The sequence below is a fragment of the Martinezella lusitana genome (assembly GCF_010668395.1).
Lineage (GTDB): Bacteria > Pseudomonadota > Alphaproteobacteria > Rhizobiales > Rhizobiaceae > Rhizobium > Rhizobium lusitanum_A.
Genome location: NZ_WUEY01000001.1, coordinates 460,106 through 478,361, shown reverse-complemented (window position 1 = coordinate 478,361; position 18,256 = coordinate 460,106). Strand labels below are relative to the sequence as shown.

The window sequence follows — 18,256 nt, the reverse complement described above, 5'->3', positions numbered from 1 at the left end:
AAGTTTTTGACAGAGGGAATAATGATGTCGGGATTAGTTGACGGCACGCCCTATCGTCGTTGCAGAAATTGATCGCACTTGCGAGCTTGTCACCCGGTGCTTTTCTTCTAAAGATGGCGCAGGCGTCGCAACCGGGGAGTTGGATGGCGAGCGAGGAGATGGAAGCGCTGATCGGTCGTGTCGCCATGCGCGATCAGAAAGCCTTTGCCGCGCTCTATAAGCGCACCAGCCCGAAACTCCTTGGCGTTTGCTTGCGTATCGTTGGCAACAAGGCGGATGCGGAAGAAATTTTGCAGGAGGTCTATATCAAGATCTGGCAGCGGGCCGAGCAGTTTGCCGTTGCGGAGGGGCCGGCAATGCCATGGCTGGTCGTCATCGCGCGCAATCGGGCCATCGATTTCATCCGTGCCCGCAAGCCGGTAGCCGACGAAATAGACGCCGCCTACGATCTTGCCGACCTGGAACCCGACCCCGAAGAGCAAGCAATCGTGAAGGGAGAGGGGAGGCGGATTGACAGGTGCATGGAAGAGTTGGAAGCTGATCGCGCGCGGGCAGTTCGCAGCGCCTATGTCGAGGGCTTGAGCTACCAGGAGCTCGCCGATCAACACACGGTGCCATTGAATACTATGCGCACCTGGCTGCGTCGAAGCCTGATCAGACTGAGAGAGTGCATGGACCGATGAGTACGCCCGATCAAAGCAAGGGAGGCCGCTCCCGCGACGAAGTCCTGGCCGGAGAATACGTGCTTGGCGTGCTTTCATTGGAGGACCGGCAGAAGGTCGAGCGCCGCATGCGCAGCGATCGCCAGTTCGCCGCCATCGTCAGCCGCTGGGAGCAGAACCTCTCGGAATTCAACGAGGAATACGAAACGGTTACTCCGGCGGCCGCGGTGTTTCCGAAGATCGAGAAGCGGATTTTCGGCGAGACCGCGCTTGGCGCGAATCTCTGGAATTCGCTCACGCTCTGGCGCTCTGTCGCCTTCGGTTCGCTGTTTCTGGCCGCCGGCGTCCTGGTCTTTGCCATTACGAACGAGGGCAGTCTGCCTCCTTCCCCCGGCAAGCAGTTGACCGCCTCGCTTTCCGGCCACGACAGCCCCATCAATCTCCTCGCCAATTACGACGCCGCCAACGGGCGCCTGAGGGTGACGCCGGTCGCTGCCGGCAAGCCCGAGGAGAAGTCGCTCGAGCTCTGGCTGATTCGCGGCAGCGATCCGGCCGAGGCGCTGGGAGTCCTGCCGCAGACGGGTGACGGTGAAATTGTCCTTCCGCCGGAACTTCACGGCAAATTGACCGAGGGCGCCATCATCGCCGTCAGCGTCGAGCCCTTCGGCGGCTCGCCGACCGGCAAGCCCACAGGCGATGTGGTCGCCTCCGGCACGATCCACCTGCCCTGACGAACGTCGTCCCGCGAAAAGCAATCGCGGCTGAAACTCTTTGTCGGCGCGCTCCGTACTTTCTTTCGACCCCGGGTGATCGGGGCAATAGAGAGGAAGAGGAGACGTTATGATCAAGACCGCGTTTCGCGTTGCCGCTGTCGCTGCAATGCTGTCCGCCGCAACCAGCCTCGCCTACGCCAAGGACCCGATGGTGGGTGGCGCTGCGATGTATGCCAGCAAGAACATCGTCCAGAATGCCGTGAATTCGAAGGATCACACGACGCTTGTCGCGGCCGTCAAGGCTGCGGGCCTCGTCGATACGCTCGAAGGCAAGGGGCCCTTCACGGTCTTTGCTCCGACCAACGAGGCCTTCGAGAAGCTGCCGCCCGGCACGGTGGAGACGCTGCTGAAACCGGAAAACAAGGAGAAGCTGGTCAAAGTGCTGACGTGCCATGTTGTGGCCGGCGATGACATGGCCGCCGCGATCGGCAAGTGGGCGAAGAGCAAGGGTGGTGAATACGACCTGAAAACGGTCGGTGGATGCACGATCAAGGCCATGGACAAGGCCGGCAAGCTGACCTTGACCGACGAGACCGGCGGTACGGCTCACGTCACCATCGCCGATGTCAAACAGTCGAACGGTGTGATCCACGTCGTCGACAAGGTGCTGTTGCCGAAGATGTAATCCTCCGCGGCAACACGGCCGCCGTTCCCTGAAGCGGGGTCAGGAGCGGCGGCCTCAATCCGGATGTGCAGTATTCAGACCTGGATACCGACCGTCAGGCCAATAGCCTCGCGCAGCTCCTGAAGGCCCGCGCCTTTTTCCGAGGAGGTGGCGAGGATGCCGGGATAGGCGGCGGGGCGCTTGCGGATCTTCTCGGCGGTCTCGGCGAGCAGCTTCGGCAGGCCGGCTTCCTTGATCTTGTCGGTCTTGGTGAGCACGATCTGATAGGAAACAGCTGCCTTGTCGAGCAGATCCAGAACCTCCGCGTCGTTCTTCTTGATACCGTGGCGGCTGTCGATCAGCACGTAGACGCGCTTCAGCGTCGTGCGCCCGCGCAGATAGTCGAACACCAGCTTCGTCCAGGCGTCGACCTGATCCTTTGGTGCTTCGGCATAACCATAGCCGGGCATGTCGACCAATGCCATCGGCGGCAGGTCGCCGTTCTCGCCGGAAAAACCATCGGGAACGAAATAATTGAGCTCCTGCGTACGCCCCGGCGTATTCGAAGTGCGCGCAAGGCCCTTGTGTCCGACCAGCGCATTGATCAGCGACGACTTGCCGACGTTGGAGCGCCCGGCAAAAGCAATTTCCGGCGGCCCTTCCGGCGGCAGAAACTTCATTGCCGGCACGCCGCGAATGAATATCCACGGACGCCCGAAAAGCGGCTTGTCGTCTTTTGTCGTCTGGTCTGCCATTCTCTCGGTCTTTGCTTGATTTGATGGTCTGGCTTCGGGGTTTTGTCCGTGAAAGTCAAGTTTTGATCGGCAGGCGATCACGCGGCATCTCGGTCCAGGCCATGCGCCTTGAGCGGCGACGGCACGGCAATCCGATCTCGTAAAACAGATAAGCCGCAAACGAAAAGCCCCGCCGAAGCGGGGCTTTATACTTATTTCGATGGCGCCGGTTTTCGTTTGAAGAGGCCCTTCAGGTTGTTGAAGAGCTCCACCTTCACGCCATGGCGCTTCATGATGATCGACTGCTGGATGACCGAGAGCGTGTTGTTCCATGCCCAGTAGATCACGAGGCCGGCCGGGAAGCTCGACAGCATGAACATGAATACCAGCGGCATCCAGTTGAAGATCATCGCCTGGGTCGGATCCGGCGGTGTCGGGTTCATTCGCATCTGGAAGAACATGGTAATGCCCATGATCAGCGGCCAGACGCCGAGATGCAGGAAGGTCGGGGCTGCGAACGGCAGCAGGCCGAAGAGATTGACGATCGAGGTCGGGTCCGGCGCGGAAAGATCCTGGATCCAGCCGAAGAACGCCGCGTGGCGCATCTCGATGGTGATGTAGATCACCTTGTAGAGCGAGAAGAAGATCGGGATCTGCAAGAGCACCGGCCAGCAGCCCGCGATCGGATTGATCTTCTCTTCCTTGTAGAGCTGCATCGTCGCCTGCTGCAGACCCATGCGATCGTCGCCGAACTTGGCCTTGAGCTCTTCCATCTTCGGCTGCATGCGCTTCATGTTCGCCATCGAGGCATATTGCCGGCTGGCGAGCGGGAAGAAGAGCGCCTTGACGACGATGGTGGTGCAGAGGATGGCGACGCCGAAATTGCCGAAGAAGCGGAAGAAGAAGTCCATCAGCTTGAACATCGGCTTGGTGATGAAATAGAACCAGCCCCAGTCGATCAGGCGGTCGAAGCGCGGGATCGAGTAGCTCGTTTCATAGCGATCGATGACCGGAACTTCCTTGGCGCCGGCGAAGATGAGGTTCTTCAGCTCAAGCGACTGGCCTGGAGCGACCGTGACCGCATCTTCCTTGTAGTCGGCCTGATAGCGCGGCGTACCGTCGGTGAAGTGCGAGAAATGGGCATCGTAGGCCGTCGACTGCGGCGGCACGATCGTTGCGGCCCAATACTTGTCGGTAATGCCGAGCCATCCGCCGGTTGCCTTTGCCGGGTTTACGGCTTCCTTCTCCACGGCGGCATACTTGCTCTCGATCAGGCCATCGTCGCCGATGACACCGATGAAGCCTTCATGCAGAACGTAGGCGGACGGTGTTTCCGGCTTGTTGTAGCGCGTGACGCGGCCGTAGCTCGACAGCGAGACCGGTGCCTGGCCGCCATTGACGATCTTGTCGCTGATCGTAAACATGTAGCGATCGTCGACGGAGATGGTGCGGCTGAAGGTGATGCCCTTGTCGTTGGTGTAGGACAGCGTCACCGGCGTCTTGTCGGTCAGCTTGTCGCCGCTTGCCAGCGTCCATATGGTCGAGGGGCCGGGAACCGTGCCGGTCGTATCGCCGCCGAGATAGCCGAGTTCGGAAAAGTAGCCGTCCTTGGTGTCGGCCGGGCTGAACAGCGTGATGATCGGGCTGCTCTTGTCGACGGTCTCGTGGTAGCTCTTCAGCCTCAAATCGTCGAAACGAGCGCCTTCCAGGTTGATGGAACCGGCAAGTGCGGGCGTGTCGATGACAACGCGCGAAGAGGAGGTCTTGGCGACGGATTGGTCACGGGTCAGCACCGTCGGCGTCGTCTGGCCGTTTGCCGGCAAGGAACCGTTTACCGCCGTACCCGCAGCAGGCGACTGCGTCGTCTGAGCCTGCTGGGACTGCTGCTGCAGCTTGGCGGCCTGCTCGGCCTGGCGCTGCGCTTCGAGGCGGGGGTTCATATAGAAAAACTGCCAGCCGAGAACGATCAGCACGGACAGTGCAATTGCTATGAAGTAATTGCGGTTGTTTTCCATCATACTTTCCTGGAGCGGTCCGTTTCCGACCGCCGATGTTTCGGCCTGGTTTCGACGCGGCTTACGAGTTCGCTTGCCAGCTTTTCGAAAGGCGCGGTCAGCACCTCGCGTCGCGCGACAACCACATAGTCGTGTCCGGGCTGCATTGCAAATCCGGCGTGAAGCCGCACGGCTTCTTTCAGCCTGCGCCGCATGCGGTTGCGCTCCACCGCGTTTCCATGTTTTTTGGTAACGGTAAAACCAACGCGGGGCTCGGCGTCGGCAAGCTTGCGGTCCAGCATCTCTATGAGGAAGAACGCGCCTCTGCGCTTCTCGCCTTCGCGGACTGCAAGAAACTGCGGCCGGCTTTTCAGCCGCCCGACAGTCTTTTTTGGTCGTTCATTCGTCAATTTGCCCGCCATCCTGGATTATCGGGCACTTCGGCCCTTAGGCCGAAAGACGCTTGCGGCCGCGGTTACGGCGAGCGGAAAGAACTGCACGGCCGCCCTTGGTAGCCATGCGAGCACGGAAGCCGTGACGACGCTTGCGAACAAGCTTGGATGGTTGATAGGTACGCTTCATTTATTTAAACACCGCGGAGTGCGGCCCTTCTTGAGCTTTGCTTCAAAAGCAAGGAGCGTTGTTGATTATGGCGAACGGATGTGTCCCGCAAATGCAGGCTCCATGACCGGACGTGCGCGGGCTTATACGGATCGAGGCCCGAAGAGTCAATTATACCGCTGCAGATTCCTTGGATTGGCCGCAAATTCGGTCTGTCGGCAACCGCTTCAGGCTTTGCGTGCGATACCTCGCCATTGGCGGAGGCGATCGCCGGATTTAATATAAGAAACTTATTATATATACTAGAATCAACCCGCGTATAGGCGGAAAATACTTCAATGCAACATTAATGATTTTCATCGATATCTAAGTAAATGCCGGAAAACCCATCGATTTTTGGGGGATGGGATCGGCGCCGGAGGGATATTGTGAAAATTCGTGGTAAAATCAATCTGCTTGTGTCGGTCATGGCCGGGGCGGCCCTGTTGATCGGTGCAACTGCCCTCTATGCGTTGCATCAATACGATCAGAAACTGCAGAGCTACGAGCAGACGGCCGGCCGTGCCTACATGGGTGAGCACCTGAATCGCTATGTGACCGCAGCGGTCATGGAAGCGCGCGGCATCTATGCCGCAGCATCGGCAAAGGATTCCAAGACCTTCGCGGATGGGCTGATGGGCGACCTCGACGAAATCGACAAGGTATTGGCGAGCTGGGCGCCTCTGGTTCCCGATTCACAGAAGGCTGACTTCGCCAAATTGCAGTCTCGCGCCCAGGAGTTTCGGGTCTTCCGGACCGAGACCGCCAGGCTCGGCGTGACGGATGGGCCGGACGCCGCGAGCAAGCAGGGCAACAACGAAGCGAACCGCGCCAATCGCAAGGCATTCCAGGCTGAAATCGATGCGGTCGTGCACACCGACAAGGCGGAACTCGCAAGGGCCGAGGCGGATATTGCAAGCTTCCACAACAATGTCTTCTGGGTCGTCCTCGGCATCATGATCGCGGGGATTGGCGCCGGCATCGGTCTGGGCGCCTATATCGGCACCGTTCATCTCAGCACCCCGATCCGCAAGGTGACGGCCGCCATAAAGAGCGTTGCCGAAGGGCGTTTCGATATCGAGGTGCCGTTTGCCGGCCGTCGCGACGAGATCGGCGAGATGGCGGCAGCCGTGGACGTCTTCAAGGAAAACGGCAATGCAGTGCGCCGCATGAATGCCGAGGAAGCGGCCATGCGCGCCAAAAGCGACGAGCTTCAGTCGAGCATGTCCCTGGCGGTCTCGGCCGCGGCGGCCGGCGATTTCAGCCGCCGCATCGACAAGGACTATGGCGACGTCAACCTCAATCGTTTCGCGCGCAACGTCAACGAACTGCTGATCAGCGTCGATACCGGCATCGGCGAAGTGCGCCGCGTCATTGCGAGCCTGGCCGAAGGCGATCTCACGCAGGCCATGAAGGGCGAATTCCAGGGCGCCTTCGCCGAGCTGCAGCAGAACGTCAATACGACATTCGCGACGCTGAAGAGCACCATGCGCGAAGTGCGCCAGACGACCGGCTCGATCAACTCCAACACCAACGAACTGCGTCATGCCAGCGACGACCTCTCCAAGCGCACCGAGCAGCAGGCGGCAGCGCTCGAGGAGACCTCGGCAGCGCTCGACGAGATCACCTCCGTCGTGCAGAACTCGACCGAACGGGCGCGCGAGGCGAGCGTCATGGTCGGCGAAGCCAAGGACGATGCGGCCCGCTCCGGCACCGTCGTTCGCAATGCGATCGACGCCATGGGCCGCATCGAGCAGGCGTCGGGCGAGATCAGCCAGATCATCGGCGTGATCGACGATATCGCCTTCCAGACCAACCTGCTGGCGTTGAACGCCGGCGTCGAGGCCGCGCGTGCGGGCGAGGCGGGCAAGGGGTTCGCCGTCGTTGCCCAGGAGGTGCGGGAGCTCGCCCAGCGCTCCGCCACCGCGGCCAAGGACATCAAGGCGCTGATCAGCAAATCCGGCGATGAAGTGCAGGTCGGCGTCAAGCTCGTGCAGGCGACGGGCGAGGCGCTGTCCTCCATCGAAGCGCGCGTGCTCAAGATCAACGATCACATCCACTCGATCGCAACGGCGGCGCGCGAACAGGCAACGGGCCTGTCCGAGGTGAACAACGCCGTCAACCAGATGGATGAGGTCACGCAGCGCAATGCCGCCATGGTCGAGGAGACATCGGCTGCGACCCATCGTCTGGCCGGCGAAGCGGATGGCCTCGTCCATCTCGTCTCCCGCTTCAAGGTCGATTCCGCCAGCGCCCCCGCGCCGGTGGCAGCGCGCGCCGAGACGCATCGCCCCACGGCATCGCCGGCACGCCGGATGATCGACAGGGTCGCGACGGCATTCGGCGGCGGTGCGCTTGCACCGGCCGCGGCAGCCCAGAGCTGGGAAGAATTCTGACCCGTCGATCTAAGGCCGGCTGCGGTGCATGGGTGCCGTGGCCGGCCTTTACAATCGTCAAACTGCGGAGCCGATTGGAAAAAGGCCCGCAATCGCCTATTATCTAGTTTCGATTAAGTCGCATCAGGTCGCTTTCCAGCGAATCGGGACAATTGAAATGGACAGTGGGCAGGACAAGGACGCCGCAAAGGACGGCAAGGCCGACAAGGGTCGGCTGTCCCAGTTTTGCCGTCCCACCGGCATTTTCGGCGGTCTCTCCGGCAAGCTTCTCATCCTCACCGTCGTCTTCATCTCCTTGGCGGAAGTGCTCATCTTCGTGCCCTCCGTCGCCAATATGCGGCTGCGCTGGCTGGAGGATCGGTTGAACACGGCCGCCGCCGCCGCCATCGTCATCGATGGCCTGCAGCCGGCCGAGCTGCCCCGCGCCCTGCAGAAGGAAACCTTGATGGCCACGGGCACGCGCGCCATCGTTCTGCGCAAGGATGGCACCTCGCGCCTGCTGGCGACGGCCGAGATGCCGGCGTCCGTCGATGAGAAATACGATCTCAGCGATGTCTCGCAGTTGACGGCGATCAAGGATGCGCTCGACACGCTGCTGTTTGGCGGCAACCGCATCATCCGCGTCTTCGGTCCGGTCGGCGGCGACGACGGCACCGGCATCGAGGTGGTGCTCAAGGATACCCGCCTGCGCAACGCGATGCTCGCCTATTCCCGCAGCGTCTTCTTCGTATCCATCCTGATCTCGCTGTTTACGGCGACGCTGATCTTCTTTGCGATCAACCGCATGATGATCCGCCCCATCCGCCGCCTCACCGACAGCATGCAGGCCTATTCGGACGATCCGGAGGATCCCGGTCGCGTTCTCGAGCCGGAAAAGGGGCGCGACGAACTCGCCGTGGCCGGCCGGCATCTTGCCACCATGCAGTCGCAGCTGCAGAAAACGCTGAAGCAGCAAAAGAACCTGGCAGCTCTTGGCCTTGCCGTGTCGAAGATCAACCACGACATGCGCAACATCCTTTCGGCGGCGCAGCTGATGTCGGACCGTCTGGTCGATGTCGACGACCCCATGGTCAAGCGCTTCGCGCCGAAGCTGCTGCGCACCATCGACCGTGCCGTGGGGTATACGACTGAGGTCCTGTCCTATGGACAGACATCCGAATCGGCGCCGCGCCGCCGCAAGATTCGCTTGGTCGAGCTGATCGAGGAAGTTCGCGATATTCTCGCGATCGATCCGGAGAGCGGAATCGGATTCGTCGAGCAGCTCAGTCCGGACCTGGAGGTCGATGCCGACGGCGAGCAGCTGTTTCGCGTCATCCATAACCTTTGCCGCAACGCCCATCAGGCATTGATCGCATTCGGCGAGACGGAGGCGGACAGCATCCGGCGTATCACGGTGTCGGCGCATCGAATCGGCAGCGTCGTCAGCATCACCGTCGACGATACCGGGCCCGGCATGCCGCAGAAGGCGCGGGAAAACCTCTTCATGGCCTTCCGCGGTTCGGCCCGCTCCGGCGGCACCGGCCTTGGCCTGGCGATCGCCCGCGAACTCGTGCTTGCCCATGGGGGCACCATTGCGCTCGTGGAAAAACCGGCCGCCGGCACGCAGTTCCGCATCGAGATTCCAGACCGGCCCGTATCCCTTGATGACTATCGCAGCAAAAGCATGCAAGAAAACTGATTGTTTTCAGTGGCTTGACATCAACATGCACGAAAATTGCGATCTTTTTCACAAATCCACTTGCATTCCCTCCATGGACCCTTTAGAGAACCGCCCACGCCAACGGTTTCTTCCGTTTCGGCACGCACCCGTAGCTCAGCTGGATAGAGCACCAGACTACGAATCTGGGGGTCAGGAGTTCGAATCTCTTCGGGTGCGCCATTTTTCCTAACAGGATTTGAAGTTTTTTGGGTGGGCTCAAGAAACATTCGAGCACAGCTGATGCAGCCGTCCCGCGAGTCGCTTGCCGACGGGAAAGAAATGCACTGTCACCGTAATTGCCAAAGCCTTTCTGGCTGACAAAGCTTATGGTGGCGACGCCCTGATTGATTATCGCGACAAGCGCCAAATCAAACCTATGATACCGCTGAAAGCAAATCGCACCCAGCCGCGTCACACCGATTTCGCCCTCTGCTGCGAACGCAATCTGATCGACATTTTATTAAGCGATATCAAATCAATTAAGATCTATCGCCACCAGATACGACAAGCTCGCAAGCATCTTCCTTGCCGCTGTTCAGTTCGTCGCCTTTCATCAGCCTCGACTGACGACACGCCCTAAGCCGATCTCAGGCTGGCCTCATCCCGATTAAGGCGGAGATGCGGGCCCGTTCCTTGGGATCCGACACCCCCTGGGAATCGACGCGGGGCGTGTAGGGCGCCTCCAGCCGGGCGGCCTCTTCATCAGTCAATTTGATGGCCAGCGAAGCGACGGCGTCGTCGATATGCCTCGTCTTGCTCGCGCCGACGATAGGGGACACGACAACCGGATTGCGCCGCAGCCAGGCCAGAGCGATCTGCGCGGGGCCGACGCCGCGCTCCTCCGCAATCGCGCACAGGGTCTCCACGATGGCGCGATCGCTGTCCTCGGTCGCGTTATAGAGCACGCCTGCGAACGGATCGGATTCGGAGCGTGTGGTGGCCTCGCCCCAGGGCCGGGTAAGACGACCCCGCGCGAGCGGGCTCCAGACCATGGTCCCGACACCTTCATCCTTGCAGAGCGGCAGCATTTCCCGCTCCTCCTCACGGGCGAGGAGGTTGTAGTGATCCTGCATCGAGATGAAGCGCGCCCAGCCGTTCTCCTTCTGCAAGTGCAGCGCCTTGCTGAACTCCCAGGCCATCATCGAGGATGCGCCGATGTAGCGCGCCTTACCCGCTTTAACGACGTCGTGGAGCGCTTCCAGCGTCTCCTCCCAGGGGGTCGTCTGGTCGGCGCGGTGGATCTGGTAGAGGTCGACATAATCGGTGCCGAGGCGGCGCAGGCTGTGGTCGATCTCGGTCATGACCGCCTTGCGTGAGAGGCCTGCGCCATTAGGGCCCGAGCGCATCGGGTGACGCAGCTTGGTCGCGATCACCAGATCGTCGCGATCGCCGAAATCCTTGAGCGCACGCCCCAGGATCTCTTCGCTCGATCCCTGCGAATACATGTTGGCGGTATCGAAGAAATTGATGCCGGCCTCGATCGCGTGGCGGATCAATGGGCGGCTGGTCTCTTCGTCAAGCGACCATACCGGGTGCCCTCGCTTCGGGTCGCCATAGGTCATCGCCCCGATGCAGATCGGCGAGACATCAAGGCCAGTGCGGCCCAATTTGACATATTGCATGGGTTTATCCTCTCGACTACCTTACCGGAGATATCTCCGGTTAAAGCTATATGGAGAGGTCTCCGTTTAGTCAAGGTGGTCGCAATGAGTAATGTAGAGGCTGATCTGCGGGCCGACGCCCGCGCCAATCGGGACAAGATATTGGAGGTGGCGCGCGAGGCGCTCACAGCCGCGTCGGATGCGTCACTCAATTCGATTGCCAAAAGGGCGGGCGTCGGCCCTGGCACGCTTTACCGCCATTTCCCCACGCGGGAGGCGCTGGTGGCCGCGGTCTACCGCAAGGAGATCGACGGACTGGTGGCGCTGGCTCCCGAGTTGGTCGCTGCTCACTCGCCCATGCAGGCGTTCCGCCTTTGGTGTGATCGGCTTGCCCATTATGGGCGGATGAAACATGCCCTGGCCGATGTCCTGCACGCTGCGATGACGGCTGGAGATATGCAGGAAGGCTATCTTCCAATGGTGGGCGCGATCAATCATCTGCTGCGCGCCTGCGAAGCGTCGGGAGATTTTCTGCCGGGCGCGGACGCGGAAGACGTTCTTCTCGTGCTCGGCTTCCTGTGGCGTGTTCCCGCAGGCTCCCAAGGAGAGGCGCGCGCCGATCGTTTGGTCGATCTGATCATTCGCGGACTAGGCCGATAGACTATGATCCGACTGACCTGAGATTTTCCATTCAGCCCGAGCGCGTCGTTCCCTGCCCATGATCCGCTGCCAGCGGCAATTCCGGCAGAAACAGCAGCGCGATCAGCGCGACTGCCACGATGGCCGTTCCCGTTGCGAAGGTCATGGCGATTGCGTGGCGGTAGAGCGCTATCGCGGCGGCGTGGGCTTCGGGAGAGGAGGTGGCAAGCTGCTTCATCCCCGCCTCCGTCAGTGACGACACATGCACCCCATCCAGCAAACCGCCGGCATTCTGCACACGGTAGGCCAGTATTGCGCCGGAGCCTGTGACGCCGATCAGGCCGCCGAGCGAGCGGAAGAAGGCGAGCGTGGCCGTTCCGACGCCGCGATGGGCAAGCGGCAGGGCATTCTGCACGGCGATCGTCATGGTGGGCATGACCAGCCCGAGGCCCAGGCCGAGGGCGAAGACGGTCGGTTCGATGATCCAGAAGCCCTGGCTGGTAGCTGCCGCCCAGGCGAGCGTCGCGAAGGCAGCGGTCGCAAGACCGAGGCCGCAGAGCTGCGCCGGCTTGTAGCGCCCGAAACGGTGCAGCAGCACGCGCCCGTTGACCATGGACGAAATGACGACGCCGATCATCAAAGGGCCGGTCAGCAGGCCGGAATGCGAAGCGCTGACGCCCATGACCATCTGGAAGAACAGCGGAAAGAACAGGCTCGCCCCGAGCATGCCCATGAAGGTCAGCGCCAGCACGATGCAGGCGACGACGAACAGCCGGTTGCGGAAGAGATCGGGCGGTAGCACGGGCTCGGGTTCGCGGCGGATGTGAAGGATGAAAAGCACGAACAGGACGAGCGCGACGGCGGACAGGCCGAAGATCTGCGGCGAGTTCCAGGCCCATTCGTTGCCCCCGAGTGCGAGCACCAGCAGGAAGCTGGTCGTGCAGCTCGTCAGCAGAACCGCGCCGAGATAGTCGATGCGGCGGCTATGGGCATGGTGTGGCCGCTTGAGCGCGCGCCCGATCATGACGAGGGCGACGGCGCCGATCGGCAGATTGACGTAGAAGATCCAGTGCCAGGACAGCATATCGGTGATGATGCCGCCGGCAATCGGCCCGATGACGCTGCAGACTGCGAAGACGGCGGCGATCGAGCCCTGGTTGCGGCCGCGTCGGGCCGGCGGCACGATGTCGCCGATGATGATCTGCGCCAGCGGCAGCAATCCGCCGGCGCCGATGCCCTGGATCGCCCGGAAGATGATGAGCTGCAGCAGCGTCTGCGCCATGCCGCTCAGCACCGAGCCCAGAAGGAAGATGAGGATCGCCGCATAGATCATCGGCTTGCGGCCGTACTGGTCGCTGAGTTTGCCGTAGAGCGGCATCGTGCTGGTCGAGGCGAGCACATAGGCGCTGACGACCCAGGAGAGATGCGTCAGGCCGCCGAGATCGCTGACGATACGCGGCAGCGCGGTCGCGACGATGCTCTGGTCGATGGCGCCGAGGCCAAGAACGATCATCAGGCCGAGTATGACCGCCCGGATCTCGCGACGATCGGGCGGATCGCCTGCCGCCGGCGCGGATGGAGAAGCGGCAGTTGGACCTTCGGCGTTCATTGTCCGATCTCCATGAGCGGTTCTATCGCGGCGCGGATGGCGTCGCGCTGCTGAGGTGACAGTTTGACGAGTTCGGCGGCGAGCCAGTCGGTTCTGCGCTGTTTCAGGCCGCGGATGATCTCCTGGCCTTTCTCGGTGGCAACAAGGCCGTTGCGCCTACGATCGTTCGGGTCTGGCTCCGAGCGGGCGATAAGCCCATCCCGCTCCATCGCCTTCACATGTCCTGATATCGTCGGTCCGCGCAGCTTCTCCATCCGCGCCAGCTCGGCGACGCCGATGCCCGGTTGGCGGATGATGGCGGCGAGCAGCAGGCCGTGCAGCGGCGACAGCCCGGCATCGTCGCTCTCGCGGCGCAATTGCCGGTACAGGCGGTGGAGGGCGGGGCGCAGCGCTTCGGCGAGCGCATAGGCATCTTCGGTCAAACGATGGTGGTCGGCTTTGCTCACAGGGGTTCGCTCGCAAGTAGATAGGTAGGCTTCCTATCTATATAGGTATCGTGCCGCATGTACTTGCGCAAGCGATAATATTGTGAAACATTTTCAATCATGGCGCGTTATCAACCGATATTGCGACTCGCGAGGAGGAGAAGAGCTGTGAAACGTTTCCTGACAACCGTAACAGTGACCGCCCTGAGTGCCCTGCTTGCCGTTACTTCTTTCGACCCGGCCGCCGCTGCGCCGATCCAGCCTTTGATTCAGCCGGCGATCCAGCAGGCGGGTAGCCCGCCGGCCGGCGTGACCGAAGTGCAGTATCGCCATCACAACCGGCACTATCGCCCCCACAACCGGCCGCATTATCGACCGCACTACCGCCCGCATAACCGGCCGGGCTACTGGCATGGCCATCGCGGCTATCGCTACGCTCGCCCCGGCTATCGCCGCTATAACGATGGCTGGTGGTATCCGCTGGCAGCCTTCAGCGCCGGGGCGATCATCGGCGGTGCCGTCGCTCAGCCCCCGCGCGGCAGCGCCCATGTTCGTTGGTGCGCCAGCCGCTACAAGACCTATCGTGCCTCCGACAACACCTATCAGCCGACCAACGGTCCGCGCCGCCAGTGCGTCGGCCCGTAATGTGAAGCGCATTGAAAATCCCTCTCCGGTCTGCGGGGAGGGATTTGTTTTTCAGGCCGCTGCGGATAGCGCTGTCTACAATTCCGTCAACTGCTCCGAGACATCCCAAAGCCGCCGCCAGATGGCTTGATCGCGGGCGTGCGCAGCGATTTTCGCTAGCACCGGCGGGCCTTTGAGTTCGTAAAAGCCGCTTGGGCCATACATGGCGCCGCCCTCGGCCGTGGGCGAGGTGGCGGCAAAGAGTGTCGGCAGGGCGCCGGCCGCCGCCGATTGCGATAGAAACGGCTCCAGCAATTTCATCAGAAACTCGAAGCTGCCCGGTGCGTCGCGGCCCATGCGAGGGCCTGTGGTCTGCAATCCGGTGACGGCGTAGCCGGGATGGGCGGCAACGCTCTTCAGCGTCCAGCCTTCGGCGCGTGCTATCCGGTCAAGCTCCAGGCTGAACAGCAGCGTTGCAAGCTTCGACTGGCAATAGGCAGGCCAGGCCCGATAGCGCCTGCGCCACTGCAGGTCGTCGAAATTGATCCTGCCGCTGCGGTGCGCGAGGCTGCTGACCGTGACCACGCGTGGATTTTCCGCCGCCGATACCTTCGGCAGCAACCGCATCGTCCAGGCGAAATGGCCGATATAGTTGGCGCCCATCTGCATCTCGAAACCGTCTTCGGTCTCGTGCCGGTCAGGGATGGCCATGACGCCGGCATTGTTGATGAGCAGGTCGATATGCGGCAGCGTGCCGGCGATGCGGTCGGCGGCGCGGGCGACCGAAGCAAGGCTTGCAAGGTCGAGCGCCTCGAATGTCACGTCCGCCCCAGGCGTCGCGGCGCGGATCTTGGCGAGCGCCTCGTTGCCTTTCGCCTCGTTGCGCGAGGCAATGATGACTTTTGCGCCTGCGCCGGCCAGAGCCTTGGCGGCTTCGTAGCCGATACCGCTGTTGGCGCCGGTGATGACTGCGATGCGACCTGTCTGCGGCGGAATGTCTTTCACTGTCCAGTCTGGCATTGCGGGCTCCTGTGAAGAGGTTTGGCGTTGCCCATTGTATCTGGTAATTTTTACACTAAATGCAAGTTTGCAATAAATGAAAATAACGCCTTCGGATAGACTTGCCTTGCGTATCAATGATTTTCGACGGCCTGATGGCGCGACATGCCTTCGAATTGCCACGCTGCTCGGTCCTCATCGCGTCACATGGCCGAAGATTGGATTCGCGGAATGACGACAAAGACTTCATGCTCTGATTTTATGCAGTTTTTCCGCTCCTGGGTGAGCGATCCCATGCGGGTTGCCGCCGTCGCGCCGTCGGGCGAGCGGCTGGCCAGGCTGATGACGCAGGAGATCGAGCCGCTCGATGGACCGATCCTCGAACTCGGTCCGGGAACAGGCGTGTTCACCCGCGCGTTGCTGGCGCGCGGTATCCCGGAACACGCGCTAACGCTCGTGGAATTCGGCGAGGAGTTTGCCGCGCGCCTGCGCTTGCGCTTTCCCGAGGCGCGGGTCGTGCATATGGATGCGGCGCGGCTCGGCGAGTGCGGTCTTTTCGACGACGCGCCTTTCGGCGCCGTCGTCAGCGGCCTGCCGCTGCTGTCCATGCCGCCCTCGAAGGTTGCAGCCATTGTCGGCGGCGCCTTCGAAACGATGAAACCGGGTGGCGCCTTCTATCAGTTCACCTACGGTCCGCGATGCCCGGTGCAGAAGCCGATCCTCGCAAGTCTCGGGCTTAAGGGAACACGCATCGGCAGCACCGTCCGCAATATTCCGCCGGCCGGCGTCTACAGGATATCGCGGCAAAATCCGTTGGAACTCTCGATCACCGGCGCCAAATATCGTAGCACCGGAGACAGCGCCGGAATCAGCGCATAGGCGCCGGAGGCGGCAAGGCTGATATGGGGCGGCCCAAGCGAGTGCCGAGCAGGGATAGCGGATGGAGAAGAAGCCGGATGGCGATATCGCGGTGAAGGAAGGCCGGCGCGAGCGCAAGCGCCGCCAGACCCGCGAGCGTATCGAATCCGCGGCCCTGAAGCTTTTCCTTGAGCGCGGCTTCGATGCCACCACGATCGAGGATATCACCGAAGCGGCGGACGTCTCCAAGCGCAGCTTCTTCGACTACTTCCCCAGCAAGGAGGAGGTGGTCGCCGCCTGGCAGGACGGTTTCGCCGGCGAGCTGATCGACGCTGTCGCGGCGCAGCCGGGCGATGCCAGCCTTGTCGCGGTCATCGAGGCGGCGGTCGATGTCGCCCTTCGCGCCACCATCGCCGATCCGCAGCGGCTCGCATTGGCGGCGTTGATCCGCAATACGCCGGCGCTCTGCGCCCGCGATCAGTTGAAATACGCCAAGCTGGAGCGGAAGCTCGCCGATGCGCTGCATGCCCGCAGCGGGGGTGGAGAAGCCGAACGGTTCCGTCTGAGCGTGCTTGCCGCCGCCGTCGGCACGATGCTGCGCATCGGCGGTGAGCGCTGGATGGAATCCCCACGGGATATTTCGCTGGAGGAATTCGCCCGGGCCATGTTCGATGAGCTTTGGGCAGCGCTTGCCGATCTTGGCGAGCTCATAGGGCAAGGCAAACCGGGGCGGTGATTTCCGCCGACACGAGCCGTCACGGATCGCGGCCATAGTAGCAGCTTCGCCGGGAGTGCTGCGACCCGATATGTCAAGCATCGGCGCATTGCATATGTCGTCGTGCAAACCCATCTAGTATCGGGTCGCGACTTCAATTCCCTCCTCGCGAAACGCTCGATTTGCACGACAAATCCCGGCTCCTCCCCGGATGCCGAAAACGACAGATAGATTTCAGATCAGCAAAAAGGGACTACAACCATGTCAGAATTCGACGCAGCCAAGTCCGGTCAGTTCAAGATCGGCGGCGATCTCCCCGTTCATCGTCTCGGTTTCGGCGCCATGCGCATTACCGGTGCCGGCATATGGGGCGAGCCCGACGACCATGACGAAGCCGTCCGCACCTTGAGGCGCCTGCCGGAGCTCGGCATCAATTTCATCGATACGGCCGATTCCTATGGCCCGGATGTTTCCGAACGTCTGATCAAGGAGGCGCTCCACCCGTATGGCGCCGGTCTCGTCATCGCAACCAAGGGCGGGCTTACCCGGACCGGTCCGAATGTCTGGGTGCCAGTGGGTCGCCCTGAATACCTGATCCAGCAGGCCCACAAGAGCCTACGCAATCTCGGCGTCGACCGCATCGACCTCTGGCAGCTGCACCGCATCGATCCCAAGGTGCCGGCGGCCGAACAGTTCGATGCCGTGAAGTCGCTGCTGGATGACGGCATCGCCCGCCATGCCGGCCTGAGCGAGGTGTCGGTTGCCGACATCGAAGCCGCATCGAAGCATTTCAAGGTGGCGACGGTGCAGAACCGCTACAATCTGGTCGATCGCACCAGCGAGGACGTGCTCGACTATTGCGAAAAGCATGGCATCGGCTTCATTCCCTGGTTCCCGCTTGCTGCCGGCGATCTCGCCAAGGAAGGCTCGTTGCTCGATAGCATCGCGAAGAAGCACAATGCCGCTCCGAGCCAGATCGCGCTCGCCTGGGTGCTGAAGCGCAGTCCGGTTATGCTGCCGATTCCCGGCACCAGCAAGGTCAAGCATCTCGAGGAAAACACAGCGGCGGTCGATATCGTCCTTTCCGACGAGGAGTTTGCGGCGCTGGATGCCGAGGGCAAGAAGGCGTTCAAGGCGGCTTGAGCCCGGAATCTCCCGGCCGGTGAGGTGGCTCATCGGCCGGGAATGTCAGCGAACGGCAGTGCCAATGCAAAAACGCCGATCACGATCATGTGAATCCCAGGATTTCAGCGGATATCGACTGCAAAATAGGCGGTGAAGAGCCAGGATCGGCGGCTTTATGCGGGAATCTCGGCATATGACA

Annotated in this window: 19 protein-coding genes and 1 tRNA gene; 12 read left to right on the top strand and 8 right to left on the bottom strand. The window is 61.7% G+C overall.

Annotated elements, in window-relative coordinates; all coding sequences use genetic code 11:
- The first annotated feature begins 143 nt into the window (after window positions 1-143).
- The 3 genes from GR212_RS02325 (at window position 144) to GR212_RS02315 (ending at window position 2,060) form a co-directional block, all read left to right on the top strand.
- Window positions 144-683, top strand: coding sequence for a sigma-70 family RNA polymerase sigma factor (locus GR212_RS02325; protein ID WP_163984834.1), 540 nt, complete (start codon window positions 144-146; stop codon window positions 681-683).
- Window positions 680-1,393 (top strand): anti-sigma factor, encoded by a 714-nt coding sequence (locus GR212_RS02320; protein WP_163984833.1) that lies wholly within the window; start codon window positions 680-682, stop codon window positions 1,391-1,393. Before GR212_RS02325 ends, GR212_RS02320 begins: the two co-directional genes overlap by 4 nt.
- Before the next feature lie 109 nt (window positions 1,394-1,502).
- Window positions 1,503-2,060 (top strand): fasciclin domain-containing protein, encoded by a 558-nt coding sequence (locus GR212_RS02315; protein WP_163984832.1) that lies wholly within the window; start codon window positions 1,503-1,505, stop codon window positions 2,058-2,060.
- A gap of 74 nt (window positions 2,061-2,134) precedes the next feature.
- Here GR212_RS02315 and yihA read toward each other — a convergent pair whose 3' ends face one another.
- The 4 genes from yihA to rpmH all read right to left on the bottom strand — a co-directional run bounded on the left by yihA (window position 2,135) and on the right by rpmH (window position 5,349).
- On the bottom strand, window positions 2,135-2,794 hold the full coding sequence (gene yihA, locus GR212_RS02310) for a ribosome biogenesis GTP-binding protein YihA/YsxC (RefSeq protein WP_163984831.1): 660 nt from the start codon (window positions 2,792-2,794) through the stop codon (window positions 2,135-2,137).
- Between the two features lie 191 nt (window positions 2,795-2,985).
- Complete coding sequence (gene yidC, locus GR212_RS02305; RefSeq protein ID WP_163985163.1) at window positions 2,986-4,788, bottom strand: membrane protein insertase YidC; 1,803 nt, start codon at window positions 4,786-4,788, stop codon at window positions 2,986-2,988.
- Window positions 4,788-5,189 carry a ribonuclease P protein component gene (rnpA, locus tag GR212_RS02300; RefSeq protein ID WP_163984830.1) on the bottom strand — a complete coding sequence of 134 codons (402 nt, stop codon included), beginning with the start codon at window positions 5,187-5,189 and terminating at the stop codon, window positions 4,788-4,790. The genes yidC and rnpA overlap by 1 nt, the downstream gene beginning before the upstream one ends.
- A gap of 25 nt (window positions 5,190-5,214) precedes the next feature.
- Window positions 5,215-5,349 carry a 50S ribosomal protein L34 gene (rpmH, locus tag GR212_RS02295; protein ID WP_041677194.1) on the bottom strand — a complete coding sequence of 45 codons (135 nt, stop codon included), beginning with the start codon at window positions 5,347-5,349 and terminating at the stop codon, window positions 5,215-5,217.
- 407 nt (window positions 5,350-5,756) lie between these two features.
- Here rpmH and GR212_RS02290 point away from each other — a divergent pair, with 407 nt between their 5' ends.
- From GR212_RS02290 to GR212_RS02275, 4 genes are all read left to right on the top strand, one after another.
- Window positions 5,757-7,763 (top strand): methyl-accepting chemotaxis protein, encoded by a 2,007-nt coding sequence (locus tag GR212_RS02290; protein WP_163984829.1) that lies wholly within the window; start codon window positions 5,757-5,759, stop codon window positions 7,761-7,763.
- A gap of 157 nt (window positions 7,764-7,920) precedes the next feature.
- Window positions 7,921-9,441: a sensor histidine kinase gene (locus GR212_RS02285; protein WP_163984828.1), complete on the top strand. Its 1,521-nt coding sequence runs from the start codon at window positions 7,921-7,923 to the stop codon at window positions 9,439-9,441.
- 124 nt (window positions 9,442-9,565) lie between these two features.
- Window positions 9,566-9,642 (top strand) — tRNA-Arg (locus GR212_RS02280).
- A gap of 82 nt (window positions 9,643-9,724) precedes the next feature.
- Window positions 9,725-10,042, top strand: a complete 318-nt coding sequence (locus GR212_RS02275; RefSeq protein ID WP_163984827.1) for a hypothetical protein — start codon at window positions 9,725-9,727, stop codon at window positions 10,040-10,042.
- A 7-nt stretch (window positions 10,043-10,049) separates the two neighbouring features.
- On the opposite strand, the gene GR212_RS02270 is transcribed toward GR212_RS02275, so the two are convergent.
- Window positions 10,050-11,084, bottom strand: a complete 1,035-nt coding sequence (locus tag GR212_RS02270) for an aldo/keto reductase (RefSeq protein WP_163984826.1) — start codon at window positions 11,082-11,084, stop codon at window positions 10,050-10,052.
- Between the two features lie 84 nt (window positions 11,085-11,168).
- On the opposite strand from GR212_RS02270, the gene GR212_RS02265 reads away from it, so the two are divergent.
- Window positions 11,169-11,723, top strand: a complete 555-nt coding sequence (locus tag GR212_RS02265; RefSeq protein WP_163984825.1) for a TetR/AcrR family transcriptional regulator — start codon at window positions 11,169-11,171, stop codon at window positions 11,721-11,723.
- Between the two features lie 31 nt (window positions 11,724-11,754).
- Here the strand turns inward: GR212_RS02265 and GR212_RS02260 are convergent, their stop codons facing one another.
- Window positions 11,755-13,311, bottom strand: coding sequence for an MDR family MFS transporter (locus tag GR212_RS02260; protein WP_163984824.1), 1,557 nt, complete (start codon window positions 13,309-13,311; stop codon window positions 11,755-11,757).
- Window positions 13,308-13,757, bottom strand: a complete 450-nt coding sequence (locus GR212_RS02255; protein ID WP_163984823.1) for a MarR family transcriptional regulator — start codon at window positions 13,755-13,757, stop codon at window positions 13,308-13,310. The genes GR212_RS02260 and GR212_RS02255 overlap by 4 nt, the downstream gene beginning before the upstream one ends.
- Before the next feature lie 147 nt (window positions 13,758-13,904).
- Between GR212_RS02255 and GR212_RS02250 the strand changes: the two genes are divergently transcribed.
- Complete coding sequence (locus GR212_RS02250) at window positions 13,905-14,381, top strand: BA14K family protein (protein WP_432444349.1); 477 nt, start codon at window positions 13,905-13,907, stop codon at window positions 14,379-14,381.
- A 75-nt stretch (window positions 14,382-14,456) separates the two neighbouring features.
- On the opposite strand, the gene GR212_RS02245 is transcribed toward GR212_RS02250, so the two are convergent.
- Window positions 14,457-15,380 carry an oxidoreductase gene (locus GR212_RS02245; RefSeq protein ID WP_163984821.1) on the bottom strand — a complete coding sequence of 308 codons (924 nt, stop codon included), beginning with the start codon at window positions 15,378-15,380 and terminating at the stop codon, window positions 14,457-14,459.
- Window positions 15,381-15,590: 210 nt separating this feature from the next.
- Here GR212_RS02245 and GR212_RS02240 point away from each other — a divergent pair, with 210 nt between their 5' ends.
- From GR212_RS02240 to GR212_RS02230, 3 genes are all read left to right on the top strand, one after another.
- Complete coding sequence (locus GR212_RS02240) at window positions 15,591-16,238, top strand: class I SAM-dependent methyltransferase (protein ID WP_163984820.1); 648 nt, start codon at window positions 15,591-15,593, stop codon at window positions 16,236-16,238.
- Window positions 16,239-16,299: 61 nt separating this feature from the next.
- Entirely contained in the window at window positions 16,300-16,953 is a 654-nt protein-coding gene (locus tag GR212_RS02235; RefSeq protein ID WP_163984819.1) for a TetR family transcriptional regulator, read from the top strand.
- Window positions 16,954-17,193: 240 nt separating this feature from the next.
- A complete protein-coding gene (locus GR212_RS02230) occupies window positions 17,194-18,075 on the top strand; it encodes an aldo/keto reductase (RefSeq protein WP_163984818.1) in 882 nt (293 codons plus the stop codon).
- Window positions 18,076-18,256: the final 181 nt, after the last annotated feature.